Origin of the sequence: Streptomyces aculeolatus, assembly GCF_020400605.1 — a bacterium.
Taxonomy (GTDB): Bacteria; Actinomycetota; Actinomycetes; order Streptomycetales; family Streptomycetaceae; genus Streptomyces; species Streptomyces aculeolatus.
This window is the reverse complement of record NZ_JAINRD010000003.1, coordinates 396,860-413,845: the sequence shown is the minus strand read 5'-3', so window position 1 is coordinate 413,845 and position 16,986 is coordinate 396,860. Positions and strand designations below refer to the sequence as shown.

14 protein-coding genes are annotated in these 16,986 nt (G+C 74.9%); 9 read left to right on the top strand and 5 right to left on the bottom strand.

Going from position 1 to position 16,986, the window contains the following annotated elements:
* Positions 1-19: 19 nt before the first annotated feature.
* From aceB to LG396_RS08225, 3 genes are all read right to left on the bottom strand, one after another.
* Positions 20-1,621 carry a malate synthase A gene (aceB, locus tag LG396_RS08235; RefSeq protein ID WP_225794214.1) on the bottom strand — a complete coding sequence of 534 codons (1,602 nt, stop codon included), beginning with the start codon at positions 1,619-1,621 and terminating at the stop codon, positions 20-22.
* A 165-nt stretch (positions 1,622-1,786) separates the two neighbouring features.
* Positions 1,787-2,440 carry a nucleotidyltransferase family protein gene (locus LG396_RS08230; RefSeq protein ID WP_225794213.1) on the bottom strand — a complete coding sequence of 218 codons (654 nt, stop codon included), beginning with the start codon at positions 2,438-2,440 and terminating at the stop codon, positions 1,787-1,789.
* A gap of 79 nt (positions 2,441-2,519) precedes the next feature.
* Positions 2,520-3,311 carry an IclR family transcriptional regulator gene (locus tag LG396_RS08225; protein WP_018837031.1) on the bottom strand — a complete coding sequence of 264 codons (792 nt, stop codon included), beginning with the start codon at positions 3,309-3,311 and terminating at the stop codon, positions 2,520-2,522.
* Between the two features lie 173 nt (positions 3,312-3,484).
* On the opposite strand from LG396_RS08225, the gene allB reads away from it, so the two are divergent.
* Positions 3,485-4,873: an allantoinase AllB gene (allB, locus tag LG396_RS08220; RefSeq protein WP_018843583.1), complete on the top strand. Its 1,389-nt coding sequence runs from the start codon at positions 3,485-3,487 to the stop codon at positions 4,871-4,873.
* Positions 4,870-5,958 (top strand): allantoicase, encoded by a 1,089-nt coding sequence (gene alc, locus LG396_RS08215; RefSeq protein WP_225794212.1) that lies wholly within the window; start codon positions 4,870-4,872, stop codon positions 5,956-5,958. Before allB ends, alc begins: the two co-directional genes overlap by 4 nt.
* A gap of 110 nt (positions 5,959-6,068) precedes the next feature.
* Here the strand turns inward: alc and LG396_RS08210 are convergent, their stop codons facing one another.
* Positions 6,069-8,777 carry a glycoside hydrolase family 84 protein gene (locus tag LG396_RS08210; RefSeq protein ID WP_225794211.1) on the bottom strand — a complete coding sequence of 903 codons (2,709 nt, stop codon included), beginning with the start codon at positions 8,775-8,777 and terminating at the stop codon, positions 6,069-6,071.
* Between the two features lie 229 nt (positions 8,778-9,006).
* Between LG396_RS08210 and LG396_RS08205 the strand changes: the two genes are divergently transcribed.
* The 3 genes from LG396_RS08205 to LG396_RS08195 all read left to right on the top strand — a co-directional run bounded on the left by LG396_RS08205 (position 9,007) and on the right by LG396_RS08195 (position 11,716).
* A complete protein-coding gene (locus LG396_RS08205; RefSeq protein ID WP_037746846.1) occupies positions 9,007-9,978 on the top strand; it encodes a sugar kinase in 972 nt (323 codons plus the stop codon).
* 91 nt (positions 9,979-10,069) lie between these two features.
* Positions 10,070-10,690 (top strand): bifunctional 4-hydroxy-2-oxoglutarate aldolase/2-dehydro-3-deoxy-phosphogluconate aldolase, encoded by a 621-nt coding sequence (locus LG396_RS08200; RefSeq protein WP_037746849.1) that lies wholly within the window; start codon positions 10,070-10,072, stop codon positions 10,688-10,690.
* A 6-nt stretch (positions 10,691-10,696) separates the two neighbouring features.
* Entirely contained in the window at positions 10,697-11,716 is a 1,020-nt protein-coding gene (locus tag LG396_RS08195) for a hypothetical protein (protein WP_225794210.1), read from the top strand.
* A gap of 52 nt (positions 11,717-11,768) precedes the next feature.
* On the opposite strand, the gene LG396_RS08190 is transcribed toward LG396_RS08195, so the two are convergent.
* Entirely contained in the window at positions 11,769-12,776 is a 1,008-nt protein-coding gene (locus LG396_RS08190; RefSeq protein WP_225794209.1) for a Gfo/Idh/MocA family protein, read from the bottom strand.
* A 98-nt stretch (positions 12,777-12,874) separates the two neighbouring features.
* On the opposite strand from LG396_RS08190, the gene LG396_RS08185 reads away from it, so the two are divergent.
* From LG396_RS08185 to LG396_RS08170, 4 genes are all read left to right on the top strand, one after another.
* Entirely contained in the window at positions 12,875-13,639 is a 765-nt protein-coding gene (locus tag LG396_RS08185; RefSeq protein WP_018837039.1) for a GntR family transcriptional regulator, read from the top strand.
* A 164-nt stretch (positions 13,640-13,803) separates the two neighbouring features.
* Complete coding sequence (locus tag LG396_RS08180) at positions 13,804-14,805, top strand: sugar ABC transporter substrate-binding protein (protein ID WP_037746858.1); 1,002 nt, start codon at positions 13,804-13,806, stop codon at positions 14,803-14,805.
* A complete protein-coding gene (locus LG396_RS08175; protein WP_018837041.1) occupies positions 14,802-15,848 on the top strand; it encodes an ABC transporter permease in 1,047 nt (348 codons plus the stop codon). The genes LG396_RS08180 and LG396_RS08175 overlap by 4 nt, the downstream gene beginning before the upstream one ends.
* On the top strand, positions 15,845-16,732 hold the full coding sequence (locus LG396_RS08170) for an ATP-binding cassette domain-containing protein (RefSeq protein WP_225794208.1): 888 nt from the start codon (positions 15,845-15,847) through the stop codon (positions 16,730-16,732). Before LG396_RS08175 ends, LG396_RS08170 begins: the two co-directional genes overlap by 4 nt.
* The last annotated feature ends 254 nt before the right edge of the window (positions 16,733-16,986 follow it).

The following is a 16,986-nucleotide window of genomic DNA, read 5'->3' as shown; positions in this document are numbered from 1 at the left end:
GGCAGCCGGGGCGAGCGCGTCAGTCGAGGAGTTCGTACGCCGGCAGCGTGAGGAAGTCCGCGTAGTCCGCGTCCAGCGAGACCTGGAGCAGCAGGTCGTGCGCCTGCTGCCACCGGCCTGCCGCGAACGCCTCCGTCCCCAGCTCCGCCCGGAGGGCCGTCAGGTCCTCCGCCGCGATCTCCCGGACCAGTTCCTCCGTCACCCGCCGGCCGTCGTCGAAGACGACGCCCGCGTTGATCCACTGCCAGATCTGCGACCGCGAGATCTCCGCCGTGGCGGCGTCCTCCATGAGGTTGAAGATGGCCACCGCACCCAGCCCCCGCAGCCACGCCTCGATGTAGCGGATGCCCACCTGCACGGCGTTGACCAGCCCCGGGTACGTCGGCTTCGCGTCCAGCGAGTCGACGGCGATCAGGTCGGCGGCGGCCACCGACACGTCCTCGCGCAGCCGGTCCTTCTGGTGGGGCCGGTCGCCGAGCACGGCGTCGAAGGACTCCATGGCGATCGGCACCAGGTCCGGGTGGGCGACCCAGGAGCCGTCGAAGCCGTCGCGGGCCTCGCGGTCCTTGTCCGCCTTGACCTTCTCGAACGCGACCTCGTTGACCTCCGGATCGCGCCGGGAGGGGATGAAGGCGGCCATGCCGCCGATGGCGTGGGCGCCGCGCCTGTGGCAGGTGCGGACGAGGAGTTCGGTGTACGCGCGCATGAACGGGGCCGTCATCGTCACCGCGTTGCGGTCGGGCAGCACGAACTTCGGGCCGCCGTCGCGGAAGTTCTTCACGATCGAGAAGAGGTAGTCCCAGCGGCCGGCGTTGAGGCCGGAGGCGTGGTCGCGCAACTCGTAGAGGATCTCCTCCATCTCGTACGCGGCGGTGATGGTCTCGATCAGGACGGTGGCCCGCACGGTGCCCTGCGGGATGCCGCAGTAGTCCTGGGCGAAGACGAACACGTCGTTCCACAGCCGGGCTTCGAGGTGCGACTCGGTCTTCGGCAGGTAGAAGTACGGGCCCTTGCCGAGGTCGAGCAGCCGCTGCGCGTTGTGGAAGAAGTAGAGCCCGAAGTCGACGAGCGCGCCCGGTACGGGGCGGCCGTCGACGGTGAGGTGGCGCTCGTCCAGGTGCCAGCCGCGCGGCCGGGTGACGACGGTCGCGAGTTCGGCGGCGGGCCGAAGGGCGTAGGACTTGCCCGAGGCGGGGTCGGTGAAGTCGATGCGGCGCTCGTAGGCGTCGATGAGGTTGGCCTGGCCGCCGATGACGTTCTCCCAGGTGGGCGCGGAGGCGTCCTCGAAGTCGGCGAGCCAGATCCGGGCGCCGGAGTTGAGGGCGTTGATCGTCATCTTGCGGTCGGTGGGGCCGGTGATCTCCACCCGGCGGTCCGCCAGCGCGGGCGGGGCGGGGGCGACGCGCCAGGTGTCGTCGGCGCGGACGTCCGCGGTCTCGGGGAGGAAGTCGAGGGTGGCGGTGCGCGCGACGGCGGCGCGGCGTTCGGCGCGGCGGGCGAGGAGTTCGTCGCGGCGGGGGGTGAACCGGCGGTGGAGCTCGGCGAGGAAGGCGAGGGCGGCGTCGGTGAGGACGTCGTCCTGGCGGGGCGCGGGCTCGGCGGCGGCGACGACTGCGGACATGGCTGTCACTCCTTGGCGGCACGGGGTGCCGGGCGCAGCGGAACGTGGCGTGGGCGGCCGGAAGCGGATTCCGAACCCTTCTGGCCTGTGGAGAATAGTTTCCTTATCCCGGAAGTTCAACGGTCTGTTGATATCGAGAGGCTTTCGGTACGGGACCGGTGGCGCTCAGTGCCAGCCTGCCCGGGGCTCGTCGAGCAGCGCCAGATCCGCGGGTGTGTCGACGTCGTCGGGCGCCGCCACGTCGCCGCACTCCACGAGCGCCAGTTCGCCGCGGCTCGCGGCGCGGGCCAGCACGTCGCGCGCCCCCCGGTCGCCGGTCGCGCCCGCCGCGACCTCCGCCCAGTGCCGGCGCCCCAGCAGTACGGGGTGGCCGCGCACCCCGTCGTACGCGGCCGCCGCCAGCCCGGCACCCCCGGCGGTGTATGCGGCGGCGACGCGGGCCACGGCCGCGGGCCCGATACGCGGCTGGTCGACCAGCAGGACCACCACCGCAGCGGCGGCCGTCGGCTCCAGCGACGCCAGGCCGGCGCGCAGCGACGAGCCCATGCCCGACGCCCAGTCCGGGTTCGACACCGGTACGCAGCCGGGCAGCCGCGCCCCGGCCCGTACCTCCGCCTCCGCCGCCCCCAGCACCACGTGCACCGGCGCACAGCCCGCCGCCCGCAGCACGCCCGCCGCCCGCTCCACCAGCGGCCGCCCGCCGGGGCCGGCCGGCAGCAGCGCCTTGGCCCGCCCGCCGAGCCGCCGCCCCCCGCCCGCGGCGAGCAGGAGCCCGGCGACGGCGGGGGCCGGGCGAGGGGGTCCGGCGGTCGCGTTCATGTGAAGTGCCCGTTCCGAGTCGTGTGTCGCGTTGCGGCCGGGCGGCTCCGAGATGCGGCAGGGCTGCCCGGATGCGGGGTCAGTCCGCTCCCGCGCCGGTGTCCGCCAGCGCCGCCGACAGCTCCCGCGCGACCTCCTGCAGCACCGGCACGATCCGCTCCGTCGCGGCCTCCGTCACCCGGCCCGCGGGCCCGGAGATCGAGACCGCCGCCGCCGTGGGTGCGTCCGGCACCGCGACGGCCAGGCAGCGCACGCCCATCTCCTGCTCGTTGTCGTCCACCGCGTAGCCGTCCGCGCGGACGGCGGCCAGCGCCTTGAGGAAGGCGTCCGGCGAGGTGATGGTCCGCTCCGTCGCCGCCGGCATCCCGGTACGGGCCAGCAGGGCCCGTACCTCCTCGTCCGGCAGGTGCGCCAGCAGCGCCTTGCCCACCCCGGTCGAGTGGGGCAGCACCCGCCGCCCGACCTCCGTGAACATCCGCATCGAGTGGCGCGACGGCACCTGCGCCACGTACACGGCCTCGTCGCCGTCGAGCAGCGCCATGTTCGCGGTCTCGCCGGTCTCCTCCACCAGCCGCGCGAGCTGCGGCCGGGCCCAGGTGCCCAGCAGCCGCGACGCGCTCTCGCCGAGCCGGATCAGCCGCGGGCCCAGCGCGTAGCGGCGGTTGGGCTGCTGGCGTACGTAGCCGGCGGCGACCAGGGTGCGCATGAGGCGGTGGATGGTCGGCAGCGGCAGCCCGCTGCTGCCGGCCAGCTCGCTCAGCCCCACCTCGCCGCCCGCGTCGGCCATCCGCTCCAGCAGGTCGAAGGCGCGCTCCAGGGACTGGACGCCGCCGCCGGCGGGCGGCCTGGACTCGTCGGTGCTGCGGGGCACGTTCGCGTTCCTTCCGTACGGGTGCGACCGCAGCTTATCCGCCCGGAATCCGGCTTTCATCATGTGGAATCCGCCGAACCGTCCGGCGGGCGGCCCCTTGACGGGGGCGGGCACCCGCCGCGACAGTGCATTTCAACAGAACGTTGAAGCAGGCCGTGCCGAGAGGGGACCGGGTGACCGACGTCGAACTGGTGCTGCGCTCACGCCGCGTGGTCACCCCCGAGGGCGAGCGGCCCGCCGCCGTCGCGGTCGCCGGCGGCCGGATCGCCGCCGTGCTGCCGTACGACACGGCCCCGCCGCCCGGCGCCCGCGCCGAGGACTGCGGCGGCGACGCGCTGCTGCCCGGCCTCGTCGACACCCACGTGCACGTCAACGACCCCGGCCGCGCCGAGTGGGAGGGCTTCGCCACCGCCACCAGGGCCGCGGCGGCCGGCGGCATCACCACCCTGGTCGACATGCCGCTCAACAGCCTCCCGCCCACCACCACCGCCCGGGCGCTCGCCGTCAAACAGGCCGTGGCCGGGCCCCGGGCGCACGTCGACGTCGGCTTCTGGGGCGGCGCGGTCCCCGGCAACGCCGCCGACCTCGCGCCGCTGTACGCCGCCGGGGTGTTCGGCTTCAAGTGCTTCCTCTCCCCGTCCGGCGTCGAGGAGTTCCCCCGGCTCGACGGTACGGACCTGGAGCGCGCCGCCGCCGAGGCCGCCCGCCTCGGCGCCCTGCTCGTCGTCCACGCCGAGGACCCCGGCGTGCTCGACGGCGCCCCGCCGGTCCCCGGCCCCGACTACGCCGGCTTCCTCGCCTCCCGCCCCCGGGCCGCCGAGACCCGGGCCGTCGAACGCGTCGTGGCGCTCGCGCGGCGGCACGGCACCCGCGTCCACGTCCTCCACCTCTCCTCCGCCGACGCGTTGCCCGTCCTGGCCGCCGCCCGCCGAGCCGGCCTGCCCGTCACCGCCGAGACGTGCCCGCACTTCCTCACCCTCACCGCGGAGGAGATCCCCGACGGCGCCACCGAGTTCAAGTGCTGCCCGCCCATCCGCGAGGCCGGCAACCGGGACCTGCTGTGGGCCGGCCTCGCCGACGGCACCCTCGACTGCGTCGTCTCGGACCACTCCCCGGCCACCGCCGAGCTGAAGACCGGCGACTTCGCCACCGCCTGGGGCGGCATCTCCTCGCTCCAACTCGGCCTGCCCGCCGTGTGGACCGAGGCGCGCCGCCGCGGCCACGGGCTCGCCGACGTCGTCCGCTGGATGGCCGCGGGCCCCGCCCGGCTCGCCGGGCTCGCCGCCAAGGGCGCCATCGAGCCCGGCCGCGACGCGGACTTCGCCGTGCTCGACCCCGACGCGGCGTTCACCGTCGACCCGGCTGACCTGGAGCACAGGAACCGCGTCACCGCCTACGCGGGCCGGCGCCTGCACGGCGTCGTACGCGCCACCTGGCTGCGCGGGCACCGCATCCACCACGGCGGCGTCCACACCGGACCCCGCGGCCGGCTCCTGGGCCGTACCGACGCGACCGACCCCGACGAACGCACCGACCGGGACGAAAGGCAGCAGCAGGCATGACCGCCGAGATCCCCCGCTTCACCGGCGCCGCCGCCCCGTACGGCGGCGGCGACCCCTACGCCGACTACCGCGCCGCCGACCTCGCCTTCACCGCCCTGCCGGACCTCGCCGACCGGCGCCTGGGCGGCGCGGTGATCGCCGCGAACGACGAGTTCTTCGCCCCGCGGGAGAACCTGCTGCTGCCGGAGCGGGCCGAGTTCGACCCGGCGGCGTTCGGCCACAAGGGCAAGGTCATGGACGGCTGGGAGACCAGGCGCCGCCGCGGCGCCTCCGCCGAGGCCCCGCACCCGGCCGCCGGCGACCACGACTGGGCGCTGGTCCGCCTCGGCGCCCCCGGCGTCGTACGCGGCATCGTCGTCGACACCGCCCACTTCCGCGGCAACCACCCGCAGTCCGTGAGCGTCGAGGGCGCGGAGGTCCCCGGGACGCCCTCCCCGGAGGCGCTGCTCGCGGCGGGCGTGCGGTGGACCGGACTGGTGCCCCGCACGGCGGTCGGCGGCCACGCCGCGAACGGCTTCGCCGTCGCGGGCGACCGCCGCGTCACGCACCTGCGGCTGCGGCAGCACCCCGACGGGGGCATCGCGCGCCTGCGCGTCCACGGCGAGGTCGTCCCGGACCCGGAGTGGCTGGCGGCGCTCGGCACCTTCGACCTCGTCGCGCTGGAGCACGGCGGCCGCGTCGAGGACGCCTCGGACCGCTTCTACTCCCCGCCGGTCAACACCATCAGGCCGGGCCGCTCGCGGAAGATGGACGACGGCTGGGAGACGCGGCGCCGCCGGGACCACGGCCACGACTGGATCCGCTACGCGCTCGCGGGGCGCGGCGAGATCCGGGCGGTGGAGGTGGACACGGCGTATCTGAAGGGCAACGCGGCGGGCTGGGCGGCGGTGTCGGTACGGGACGGGGCGGCGGGCGGGTGGACCGAGATCCTGCCCCGCACCCGGCTCCAGCCGGACACCAACCACCGCTTCGTGCTGCCGGCCCCGGCGGTGGGCACGCACGCGCGCATCGACATCCACCCGGACGGGGGGATCTCGCGCCTGCGCCTGCACGGGAGCCTGCGGCCGGCGGGAGCGGGGGACTGAGCCGTAGCGCCCGCGACCGCAGGCAGCCCGGCTCCGCCGGCGCCTGCGGTCGCGGACCTGCGGTCGCGGCGACCCCGGTGCCGAACCCGGCACCGGGGTCGCCGTCGTGGTCAGCCGCCGACCACCCCCACGTCCGTGATCTCCGGCACCGCGCCGCCGCCCGACCACTGCAGCCGGACCCCGGCCACCGCCCCGCCCGGGACGCGGAGTTCGGTGTACGCGCCGGCGAGCCGGCCCGCCGTGCGCCACGGGCCGTCCGGCTCGTTGCGTACCCGCACCGTCGCCTGCGCGTTCGGTGCGGCCTGCGGGCGGAGCACGATCAGCGACTCCGCCGCGCGCGGCTCCGCGAAGCCGATGTCCAGCGCCTCACCGGCCTGCGGTGCGCGGGCGGCGCGGTAGCCGGACGCGGTGTTGCCGTCCGCTGCCGCGGCAAGCGTGCTGCCCTCGGCCGCGGGCGGGCCGCCGGACACCGTCGTCGAGGCGCCGCCGGCGACGGTGAACTCCCGTACCACCAGCCAGTTGCTCTGCGCCGCCGTCGACCTGGCGCGCACGTACCGCGCCTTGGTGCCCTCCGGCGCCGCCGCCTCGACGTCCGGAGTACCGGAGAACGCCGCCAGTTCCGTCCACGTCCCGCCGTCCGCCGAGTACTCCAGCACGCCCTGCTGGAGGTAGTCGTTCTGGCTGCCCGACTTGGCCATCGCCAGCGTCACCGCGCCGATCTCCCGCTCGCCGCCCAGGTCCACGCTCACCCACGAGCCGGTGCGCGGCGCCCCGTCGCTCCAGAAGAACGTCGAGTCGTCGCCGTCCGTCATCCGGTCCACGGTGTTGCCCTGGTACGTGCCGAGGTCCGTCGCGCCCTTCGGCCGCGGGGGCAGCCCGAGCGAGCGGTCGTGCGCCGCCGCGGCGTCCGCGACGAAGGCGTCCAGCACGCCGTCGCCGACGACGACCTTCACCTCGCGCCCGCCGAGCCCCGTGTAGATGTGCGACCTCGCCTGCTCCACCAGCTCCGGCAGCCGCTGCCGCAGCTGCCAGGCGCGGTCGCCGTCGCCGTCGCGCGCGGCCTCGACCATCTTCAGGGCGGTGCGGGTGGCGGTGCCCCAGTCGCGGGTGGAGTCCAGCCACGGCCCCGACTCCTCGACGAACGCCCGGTCCGGCAGCCGGTCGCGCAGCACGCCGGGCGCGGCCTCCAGGGCCGCCAGCGCGTCGTCCAGGGCGTCCTCGTCGCCGCCGTCCCAGTACGCGTCGATGGCCGCCGACAGCGCCGGCGCCTGCCCGGGGTTGAGCGCCGAGCCGTACGAGGCGTCCGCGAAGGCCCGGAGCGCGGCGGTGGCCCGCCGGTCGCCGCCCGCCAGTTCGGCGAGCGCCCCGGCCCAGGAGGCCTGCGGGTCGTACGCGGCGTCGTTCCAGGCGAAGTCGGCGACCGTGTACAGCGCGATCTTCGACGCGGCGGCCTGGTTCATCGGGTTGGCCGTGATCCCGGCCAGCTCGCCCGGCAGGCCCTTCTCCCGGCCGTTGAACGGGCCGAGCAGCAGCCGGTCCTGCGCGTAGTCGTTGACCGGGTAGTTGTCCCAGGTCAGGATCGGGTGGCCGAAGACCTCGCGGGCGTCGCGTGCCTGTGCGACGGTCATCACGGGCGCGACGACGCCGATGCCGGTCCACTCCACCAGCACGTCCTCGTCCAACTGCTCGGCGAGCGCCTTCTTGTACGGGGACGGGGTGGTGTTGTAGTACTCCGTCGGCACCATCTGCAGCGGCTCCGCGCCGTCGTGGGTGCGGACGAACTCGCGGTTGACGCGGTTGAGCAGGTGCGCCTGGGCCGCGCCCGCGGCGCCGCCGCCGGTGCCGAAGCGCTCCTCGTCGGCGGCGCAGTTCCAGTCGGTGTAGCTGATGTCGTCGAGCGGCACGGCGAAGGTGCGCACGCCGATGTCCCACAGCGTCTGGAACTTGTCGTTCAGCGCCTGCACGTCCGCGTCCGAGCTGTAGCAGACGGACAGGCCGGGGGAGAGGGCGTAGGTGAACTCGACGTGGTTGGCGCGGGCGCGCTCGACCAGCTCGGCGATGCGGGCGAGTTCGTCCGGCGGGTACGGCTCGCGCCAGCGCTCGCGCAGGTACGGGTCGTCCTTGGGCGAGTAGACGTAGATGTTCATCTTGTGCTCGCCGTAGAACGAGAGCTGGTCCAGGCGCGATTCGTGGGACCAGGGGACGCCGTAGAAGCCCTCGATGGCGCCGCGCCAGCCGGTGCCCGGCCAGTCGCGGACGGCGGTGCCGGCGACGCGGGTGCCGGGGGAGTCGCGGTGGGGGAGGAGCTGGCGCAGGCTCTGGGCGGCGTAGTAGGTGCCGGTGGCGTCGGTGCCGGCCAGCACGATGCCGTCGCCGCCGGGGGTGCCGCCGGCCGGCTCGGCGGTGCCGGCCGCCAGGACGTAGCCGTCGGCGGGCAGCCCCGCGGGCCCCTCGACGCCGAGGGCGCCGAGGGCGGCGGCGGAGGCGGGGTTGGCGTCGGGGCCGCCGAGGTAGACGGTGAGCCCGCGGCTCTCCGCCGGGGCGGTCCCGGTACGCCGTACGTCCTCGGCCCCCGCGTCGCGTAGCGCCTTCTCGGCGACGGCGAGCGCGGGCCCGTCGGGCTCGGACCCCGTGACGAGGGTGACGGTGCTGGTCACGGTGACGCTGTCGCCGCGCGCCTCGACGGAGCGCGGGGTCGGGCTGATGTCGCCGGCCGCGGCCGGCTTCGGTGGCGCGCCGGCGGCCGGCGGGACGGCCAGCGGGCTCAGGCCCAGGGCGAGGAGTACGGCGCCGACGACGGCCGGGCGGGGGACGGGCATCCGGAACCTCCGGGATCTCGGGGGTGTAGTGCACACGTCACGCAGCGTCGAGCCTCACCCCCGACCCGCCCCGGGGGCAATGGACTTACCCGCGCTCCGCCATGGACTCGTGTCCGCCCCGACCGGCCCCGCGGGCCGGTCCCCGCCGGGCACCCCGCCATACCGGCGCGGGCGCCGATCGGGATAACGTTCGGAGCACGAACGTTGCCCCACCACCGTGGAGGAACCGATGGCGCAATCCGCACCGGAGGTGCTGACCTGCGGCGAGGCCATGCTGCTGATGCTGGCCGAGCCCGGGATGCCGCTGGCGCGCGCCGTGAACTTCCGCCGGGCCATCGGCGGCGCGGAGTCGAACGTGGCCGCCGGCCTCTCCCGGCTCGGCCACCGGGCGCGCTGGTTCGGCCGCGTCGGCGCGGACCCGGCGGGGGAGGCCGTCCTCGCCCAACTCCGCGCGGACGGCGTCGACGTCTCGTACGCGGACGTCGACCCCGACGCACCCACCGGCATGCTGCTCCGCGACAGCCACCCGCAGCGCGCCATCGACGTGCAGTACTACCGGGCCGGCTCCGCCGCCTCCCGCCTCGCCCCCGAGCACATCAGCCCCGAGGTGGTCGAGGGCGTCCGGGTGCTGCACATCTCCGGCATCACGCCGATCCTGTCGCCGTCCGCCGCCGAGGCGACGGCCAAGCTGATCGAACTCGCCCACGCGGCCGGCGCGCTGGTCTCCTTCGACCCCAACGTCCGCCGCAAGCTCGCCGGACCGGAGCGCTGGGCCGAGGTCGTCGGCCCGCTGCTCGCCGAGGCCGACCTGCTGCTCGCCGGGGACGACGAGCTGGAGATGCTCACCGGCGAGAGCGCCGACGACGCCGCCGCCCGGCTGCTGCGCGGCCGTACGGACACCGTCGTGATCAAGCGCGCCGACCACACCGCCACCGCGCTCACCGCCGCAGGCGCCCGCGTCGACCAGCCGCCGTACGACGTGCTGCTCGCCGACCCCGTCGGCGCCGGCGACGCCTTCGCCACCGGGTTCCTGTCCGCCCGGCTGCGGGACCTGCCGCTGGAGCGCGCCCTCGCCGAGGGCGCCTGCGTCGCCGCGCTCGTCATCCAGGCGGTCACCGACACCGACGGGCTGCCGACCGCCGCCGCGCGCGACCGCGCGCTCGCCGCCTTCACCGCGGGCGGCGACTCCGTCCACCGCTGAGCGCACGGCCCGTACGGCACGCAAGGGACGCAACGCCGCGCACCACGGCAGAACCGCGCACCGCCCAGAGAGAACCACCGGAGGAAGCACCGTGTACCGCTGGGAGATCACCCGGGCCGCGCTGGAACAGCGGGTCGTCGCCATCGTCCGCAGCGACACCTACGACGGTGCCGCCGCCACCGCCGACTCGCTGCTGTCGGCCGGGATCAGCAGCCTGGAGATCTCGCTGACCACGCCCTTCGCGCTGGAGCTGGTCAGCTCGCTGCGCCGCGAGGTCGGTGCGGAGGCCGTCATCGGCGCCGGTACGGTGCTGGACGCCGCCTCCGCCCGGCTGGCCGTCGACGCGGGGGCCCGCTACCTCGTCGCGCCGAACCTCGACGCCGGCGTGGTCGCCACCGCGCACCGCTACGGCGTCCCCGTCTTCGCCGGCGTCGCCACGCCCACCGAGGCGGTGCGCGCGCTGGAGCTGGGCGTGGACGTCCTGAAGCTCTTCCCGGCCTCCGCGCACGAGCCGGGCTGGGTCAAGGACGTACGGGCCGCGCTGCCGCAGGCCGCGGTGCTGCCCACGGGCGGGATCTCGATCGCGGACGCGCCCGACTGGATCGCCGCGGGCGCGGTGGGCGTCGGCATGGGTTCGGCGCTGTCCGGCGGCGACCGCGAGGAGGTCGCCAAGCGCGCCGCCGACCTCCTGGCCCGGCTGGCGGCGGTCTGACCGGCGGTGGGTGCCCGCGCGAACTACGTGCTCGTACGGGACGGCGACTGGCGGCTGCACTACTCCCACTGGGGCGCGAGCGGCATCGACGCACAGCTCCTCGACGGCCCGCGCAGCGCCTCCCGCTTCATCGCCGCCCAGCGGGAGGTCCCGCGGGACGACTGGCTGGACGAGAGGTGGTGCGAGGGCGCCGCACTCGCCGACCACGACGCGCGTGAACTGCTCTTCTTCACCTGGCACCTGGAGGACTACGTCCACCGGCGGGCGCTGTTCGCGGTGCTGGCCCGGACGTGGCCCGGGTGGCGGGTCCGATGGGCGTACGGCGGTCTGGAGGACTTCGCGGCGTACGTGGGGGTGGATGCCGCGCTGGTACGCAGCGACCGGGCGACGGCGGAGCCGGAGCCGCCGGAGACGTCGGAGCTGGCGCCCATCGAGCCCGGTTCCGAGGAGATCGCGCTGGCCGTCACGGTCGCGGACGGCGGCGGTGACGGCGGGAGCGGGGGCGGCGTCCGCGCGTACGCGGTCTTCGCCGACGACCTGGAGGACCTGCTCGACCGCGGCCCCGAGCTGGCCGGACAGCTCTCGCCCGCCGCGCTGACGGACCGGATCCCCACGATCCCGGAGGGCGGCGTGCACCTCGACACCGTGCACCGCCGGGTCTGCGGCTGGACCCTGCAGCATGTCGCGGGCGCGGCCCGGGCGACCGTGCTGCCCCGGTGGCCGGGCTGGGAGTGGACGTTCTGGGCGGACCGCTACGAGGAGCAGGAACGGGCCGCCGCCGGCGCCCTGCGCTTCGATCGCCCCGACCTCGGCCCCGGCACCGCCCTGCTGGCCGAGCGGCTGGAGCAGTACGGGGAGCAGGACCCGGTCGCCGACTTCAGCCGGTTGACGGAGCGGCTGGCCGCGGAGGACGCCACGGGGACCCTGGAGGTCTCCCCGTGGACCCGGGAACACACCCCCACGTCCCCGCTCCCGGAGGAACGCGCCCGGCTGCGCGCGGTCCTGGCGGCCCTGGCCGCGGAGTGACCCCGGCCGCCGGTCCGGCCGGCGGCGCGCGGCGTCACCGGCGTACGACGCCCTACGGCGTCTCCGCGATCTCCGCCACCCGCACCGGGCGGCGCTCCCGGCGCGACAGCTCGCACGCCTCCACCACGTGCAGCGCCGCCAGCGCCTCGGCGCCGTCGCACGGGTTGGCCAGCTCGCCGCGGACCACCTTGACGAACGCCGCCAGCTCCGCCTCGTACGCCGGCGCGAAACGCTCCAGGAAGCCCTGCCACGGCTTGCCGCCCCGCGCCGGTGCGCCCGGCTCCACGGAGGTCAGCGGCGTCCGCTCGTCCAGGCCCACCGCGATCTGGTCGCGCTCGCCGGCCAGCTCCATCCGCACGTCGTAGCCCGCCCCGTTGACGCGGGTCGCCGTCGCGGCGGCCAGCGTGCCGTCGTCCAGGGTGAGCAGCGCCGCCGCCGTGTCGACGTCGCCCGCCTCGCGGAACATCGCAGGGCCCGCGTCGGAGCCGGCCGCGTACACCTCGGTGACCTCCCGGCCGGTCACCCACCGCAGCGCGTCGACGTCGTGGATGACGCAGTCGCGGTAGAGCCCGCCGGAGAGCGGCAGGTACGCGGCCGGCGGCGGCGCCGGGTCGGAGGTGGCGGTCCGTACGGTGTGCAGCCGCCCCAGGCGCCCGCCGCGTACGGCCTCGCGGGCCGCGGCGTAGCCCGCGTCGAAGCGGCGCATGAAGCCCATCTGGAGCACGATCCCGGCCGCGGCCACCTCCGCCAGCGCGGCCCGGGTGCCCGCCAGGTCGACGGCGATCGGCTTCTCGCAGAACACCGGAAGACCCGCCTGCGCCGCCGCGCCCAGCAGCTCCGCGTGCGCGGCGGTGGCGGCGGCGATCACCACGGCGTCCACTCCGGCGGCCAGCGCGTCGGCGGGCGTGCCGACCGCCTCCGCGCCCGTACGTGCCGCGACCTCGGCGGCCCGCTGCGGGTCCGCGTCGGTCACGACGAGCGAGCTGACGTCCGGGTGCCGCCGCAGCGCGGCCGCGTGGAAGGCGCCGATTCTGCCGGTGCCGAGGAGTCCGATGCGCATGGCCTCAAAATCTCCCGTGGCCAGCGGGATTGTCAATTGTCAGGACAACCTGACGTGAAGCCTTCCGGTGGCACGGCCCGACCGTTACGCTCCGGAGCGTGACGAAGCGCGGCACAGGTCCCGTCCCCGCCCTCCGGCTCGGCGTGGACCGCAGCAGCCCGGTCCCGCTGTACTTCCAGCTGTCCCAGCAACTGGAGGCGGCGATCGAGCAGGGGGCGCTGACCCCCGGCAGCCTGCTCGGCAACGAGATCGAGCTGGCGGCCCGGCTCGGCCTGTCCCGGCCCACCGTGCGGCAGGCCATCCAGTCGCTGGTCGACAAGGGACTGCTGGTCCGCCGCCGGGGCATCGGCACCCAGGTCGTGCACAGCCAGGTGCGCCGCCCGCTCGGCCTGACCAGCCTCTACGACGACCTGGAGGCCGCCGGGCAGCGCCCGGCCACCCGGGTGCTGAGCGTGACCGAGGTGCAGGCCACCGCGGACGTCGCGGCGGCGCTCGGCGTCGCCGAGGGCACGGACGTCGTCCGGGTGGACCGGCTGCGGCTGACCCACGGCGAGCCGGTCGCCGTGCTCTGCAACCACCTGCCCGCCGAGCTGGTCCGGCTGCGCGCCGACGAGCTGGAGTCGACGGGCCTCTACCGGGTGCTGCGCGGCGCCGGCATCGCGCTGCACAGCGCCCGCCAGCGGGTCGGCGCCCGGCCCGCGACCGCGGCGGAGGCGGAGCGGCTGGGCGAGGAGGAGGGTGCGGCGGTGCTGACGATGGAGCGGTTCACCTACGACGACACGGGGCGCGGGGTGGAGTTCGGCTCGCACCTGTACCGGGCCTCGCGCTACAGCTTCGAGTTCCAGTTGCTCGACCGCGGCTGACCTGGCGGGGACCCACGGGGTGACTCACGGGTAGCCGCGGGTCAGAATGATCCGGCAAGGCATTGACTCGGTCCCCGCCCCCGGCTAGAACACCTCCAGCCGCCACGCGGGCGGCCGGGGACGACCAGGGAAGAAAGGCGGGTACCCAGATGGCGCGCAGCCGTATGGCCCGTAGCACGCGCGTTTTCGCGGCGGCGGCGATCACCACCCTGCTGGCGGTCGCCGCAGCGGGCTGCAGTGACTCCGGCGGCAAGGACGCCGAGGAGAACGACGGCGGCGGTGGCGGCGGCGGGGGCGTGAACACGCCGCGCATGGAGATAGCCATGGTGACCCACTCGGCGCCGGGCGACACCTTCTGGGACATCGTCCAGAGCGGCTCCAAGCAGGCAGCCGCCAAGGACAACGTCGAGTTCCTCTACGCCAACAGCGAGAAGGACGACGAGCAGGCGCGGCTGGTCCAGACGTTCGTCGACAAGAAGGTCGACGGGATCATCGTCACGCTCGCCAAGCCGGAGGCGATGAAGAGCGCGGTGCAGGCCGCCGTGGACGCCGGCATCCCGGTGGTGACGATCAACTCCGGCGCGGAGTTCTCCAAGGAGTACGGCGCCCTGAGCCACATCGGCCAGGAGGAGTCCGTCGCCGGCGAGGCGGTCGGCGAGGAGCTGAACGAGCGCGGCCGCAAGAAGGCCGTCTGCGTCATCCACGAGCAGGGCAACGTCGGCCTGGAGCAGCGCTGCGCCGGTGTGAAGAAGACCTTCTCCGGCTCGGTGGAGAACCTGACCGTCGACGGCGCGAGCAAGCCCGGGGTGCTCTCCGGGATCCAGGCGAAGCTGGAGGCGGACGGCGGCGTCGACTCGGTCGTCACGCTCAACGCGGACGTCGCCGCCTCGGCCGTGGAGGCCAAGGACGCCACCGGCAGCGAGGCGGAGGTCGCGACCTTCGACCTGAACAAGTCCGTGGCGGAGTCGCTGGAGGGCAAGCAGCTCAGCTTCGCCGTCGACCAGCAGCCCTACCTGCAGGGCTACCTGGCGGTCGACGAGCTGTGGCTGTACGAGACGAACGGCAACGTCATCGGCGGCGGCCAGACCGTGCTGACCGGTCCCGCCATCGTCACCGAGGAGGACGCTCCCGACCTGAAGAAGTTCACGGAGCGCGGCACCCGATGACCGCCACCCTCCCGGCGGACGCCAAGGCGCCGGACGAACGCCTGCTGCACGCCTCCCCGCTGCACCGGCTCCTGGGCCGGCCGGAGCTGGGCTCGGTGATCGGCGCGGTCGCGGTCTTCCTCTTCTTCGCCGTCATCGCGGACAGCTTCCTGTCCAGCCTCGACACCGTGCTGTACGCCGCCTCCACCATCGGCATCATGGCGGTGCCCGTGGCGCTGCTGATGATCGGCGGCGAGTTCGACCTGTCGGCGGGCGTGCTGGTCACCTCCGCGGCGCTGACGTCGACGATGTTCGCGTACGAGATGACCGCCAACGTCTGGGTGGGCGTCTTCGTCTCCCTGCTGGTCACCCTCGCCATCGGCTTCTTCAACGGCTTCATGCTGATCCGCACCGGGCTGCCCAGCTTCATCATCACGCTGGGCACGTACCTGATGCTCTGGGGCGCCAACATCGGCCTCACCAAGAGGATCCAGGGCACGGTCTCCACGAACGGCATCGACGACATGCAGGGCTTCGAGTCGGCGCGGGTGCTCTTCGCCTCGTCGGTCGACGTCGGCTCGTTCAAGCTGCGCGTGACGATCCTGTGGTGGATCGGGCTGGTCGTGCTGGCCACCTGGATCCTGCTGCGCACCCGCTGGGGGAACTGGATCTTCGCGGTCGGCGGCAACAAGGACGCCGCCCGCGCGGTCGGCGTCCCGGTGCACCGCACCAAGATCGGGCTCTATCTCGGCGTCGCGGTGGCGGCCTGGATCTCGGGGCAGCACCTGCTGTTCTCGTTCTCCGGCGTGGTGCAGTCCGCGGAGGGCCGCGGCCTGGAGCTGCACTACATCGCCGCCGCCGTGATCGGCGGCTGCCTGCTGACCGGCGGCTACGGCTCGGCGATCGGCGCCGCGATCGGCGCGCTGATCTTCGGCATGGCCAAGCAGGGCATCGTCTACGCCCAGTGGGACTCGGACTGGTTCTGGTTCTTCCTCGGCGCGATGCTGCTGCTGGCCACGATCCTCAACTCCTGGGTACGCACGCGCGCGGAGGCGGCCAGATGACGAAGGCCACGGACGGCACGGCCGGCGACGGCACGGCCGGCGACGGCACGGCTGACGACGGCACGGCCGCGGACGGCGCGGCGGCCCCCGGCGGACCCGCCGGGGGCGGGCCGCTGGTGGAGCTGGCGGACGTCAGCAAGTACTACGGCAACATCCGCGCGCTCGAAGGTGTCTCCCTCCAGGTGCACGCCGGCGAGATCACCTGCGTGCTCGGCGACAACGGCGCGGGCAAGTCCACCCTCATCAAGATCATCTCCGGGCTGCACCAGCACGACTCCGGCAGCTTCCGCATCGAGGGCCGGGACTCCCGGCTGGGGAACCCGCGCGAGGCGCTGGACCGGGGCATCGCGACCGTCTACCAGGACCTCGCGGTGGTGCCGCTGATGCCCGTGTGGCGCAATTTCTTCCTCGGCTCGGAGCCGACGGTGGGCCGCGGCCCGCTGCGCCGGCTCGACGTGCCGAAGATGCGCGCCACCACCCGCGCCGAGCTGCTGCGCATGGGCATCGACCTGCGGGACGTCGACCAGCCCATCGGCACCCTTTCGGGCGGCGAGCGGCAGTCGGTCGCCATCGCTCGGGCGATCTACTTCGGCGCCAAGGTGCTGGTCCTGGACGAGCCGACCGCGGCGCTGGGCGTCAAGCAGTCCGGCGTGGTGCTGAAGTACGTGGCCGCAGCCCGCGACCACGGCCTCGGCGTCGTCCTGATCACCCACAACCCGCACCACGCCTACCTGGTCGGCGACCGGTTCATCCTGCTCAAGCGCGGGGTCATGGCCGGCAGCCACGCCCGCCCGGAGATCACGCTGGACGAGCTGACCCGGCAGATGGCCGGCGGCAGCGAGCTGGAGCAGCTCAGCCACGAGCTGCAGCGGGCGAAGGGCTAGGGTCTGTCGTTTGGGTCTTGTCGGATCAGGGAGCGGCGGCTGGTGCCGTGCATCGCAAGGCGGAGGAGGGAGGCGACGCGGAGCGTCGTTGACCGACGACAACGCGGCTGGGGGTACCGCCCACGCGCGCTCTGCGCGCTGTGGGGGAGCGGTGCCAGGCGTCGCGAGCCCGGCGAAGATCCGAACGACAGGCCCTAGCACCGGCGCGAGCGCACCCGCCGCGCGCCGGGGAACCCTGCGCGCGGCGGCAGGCC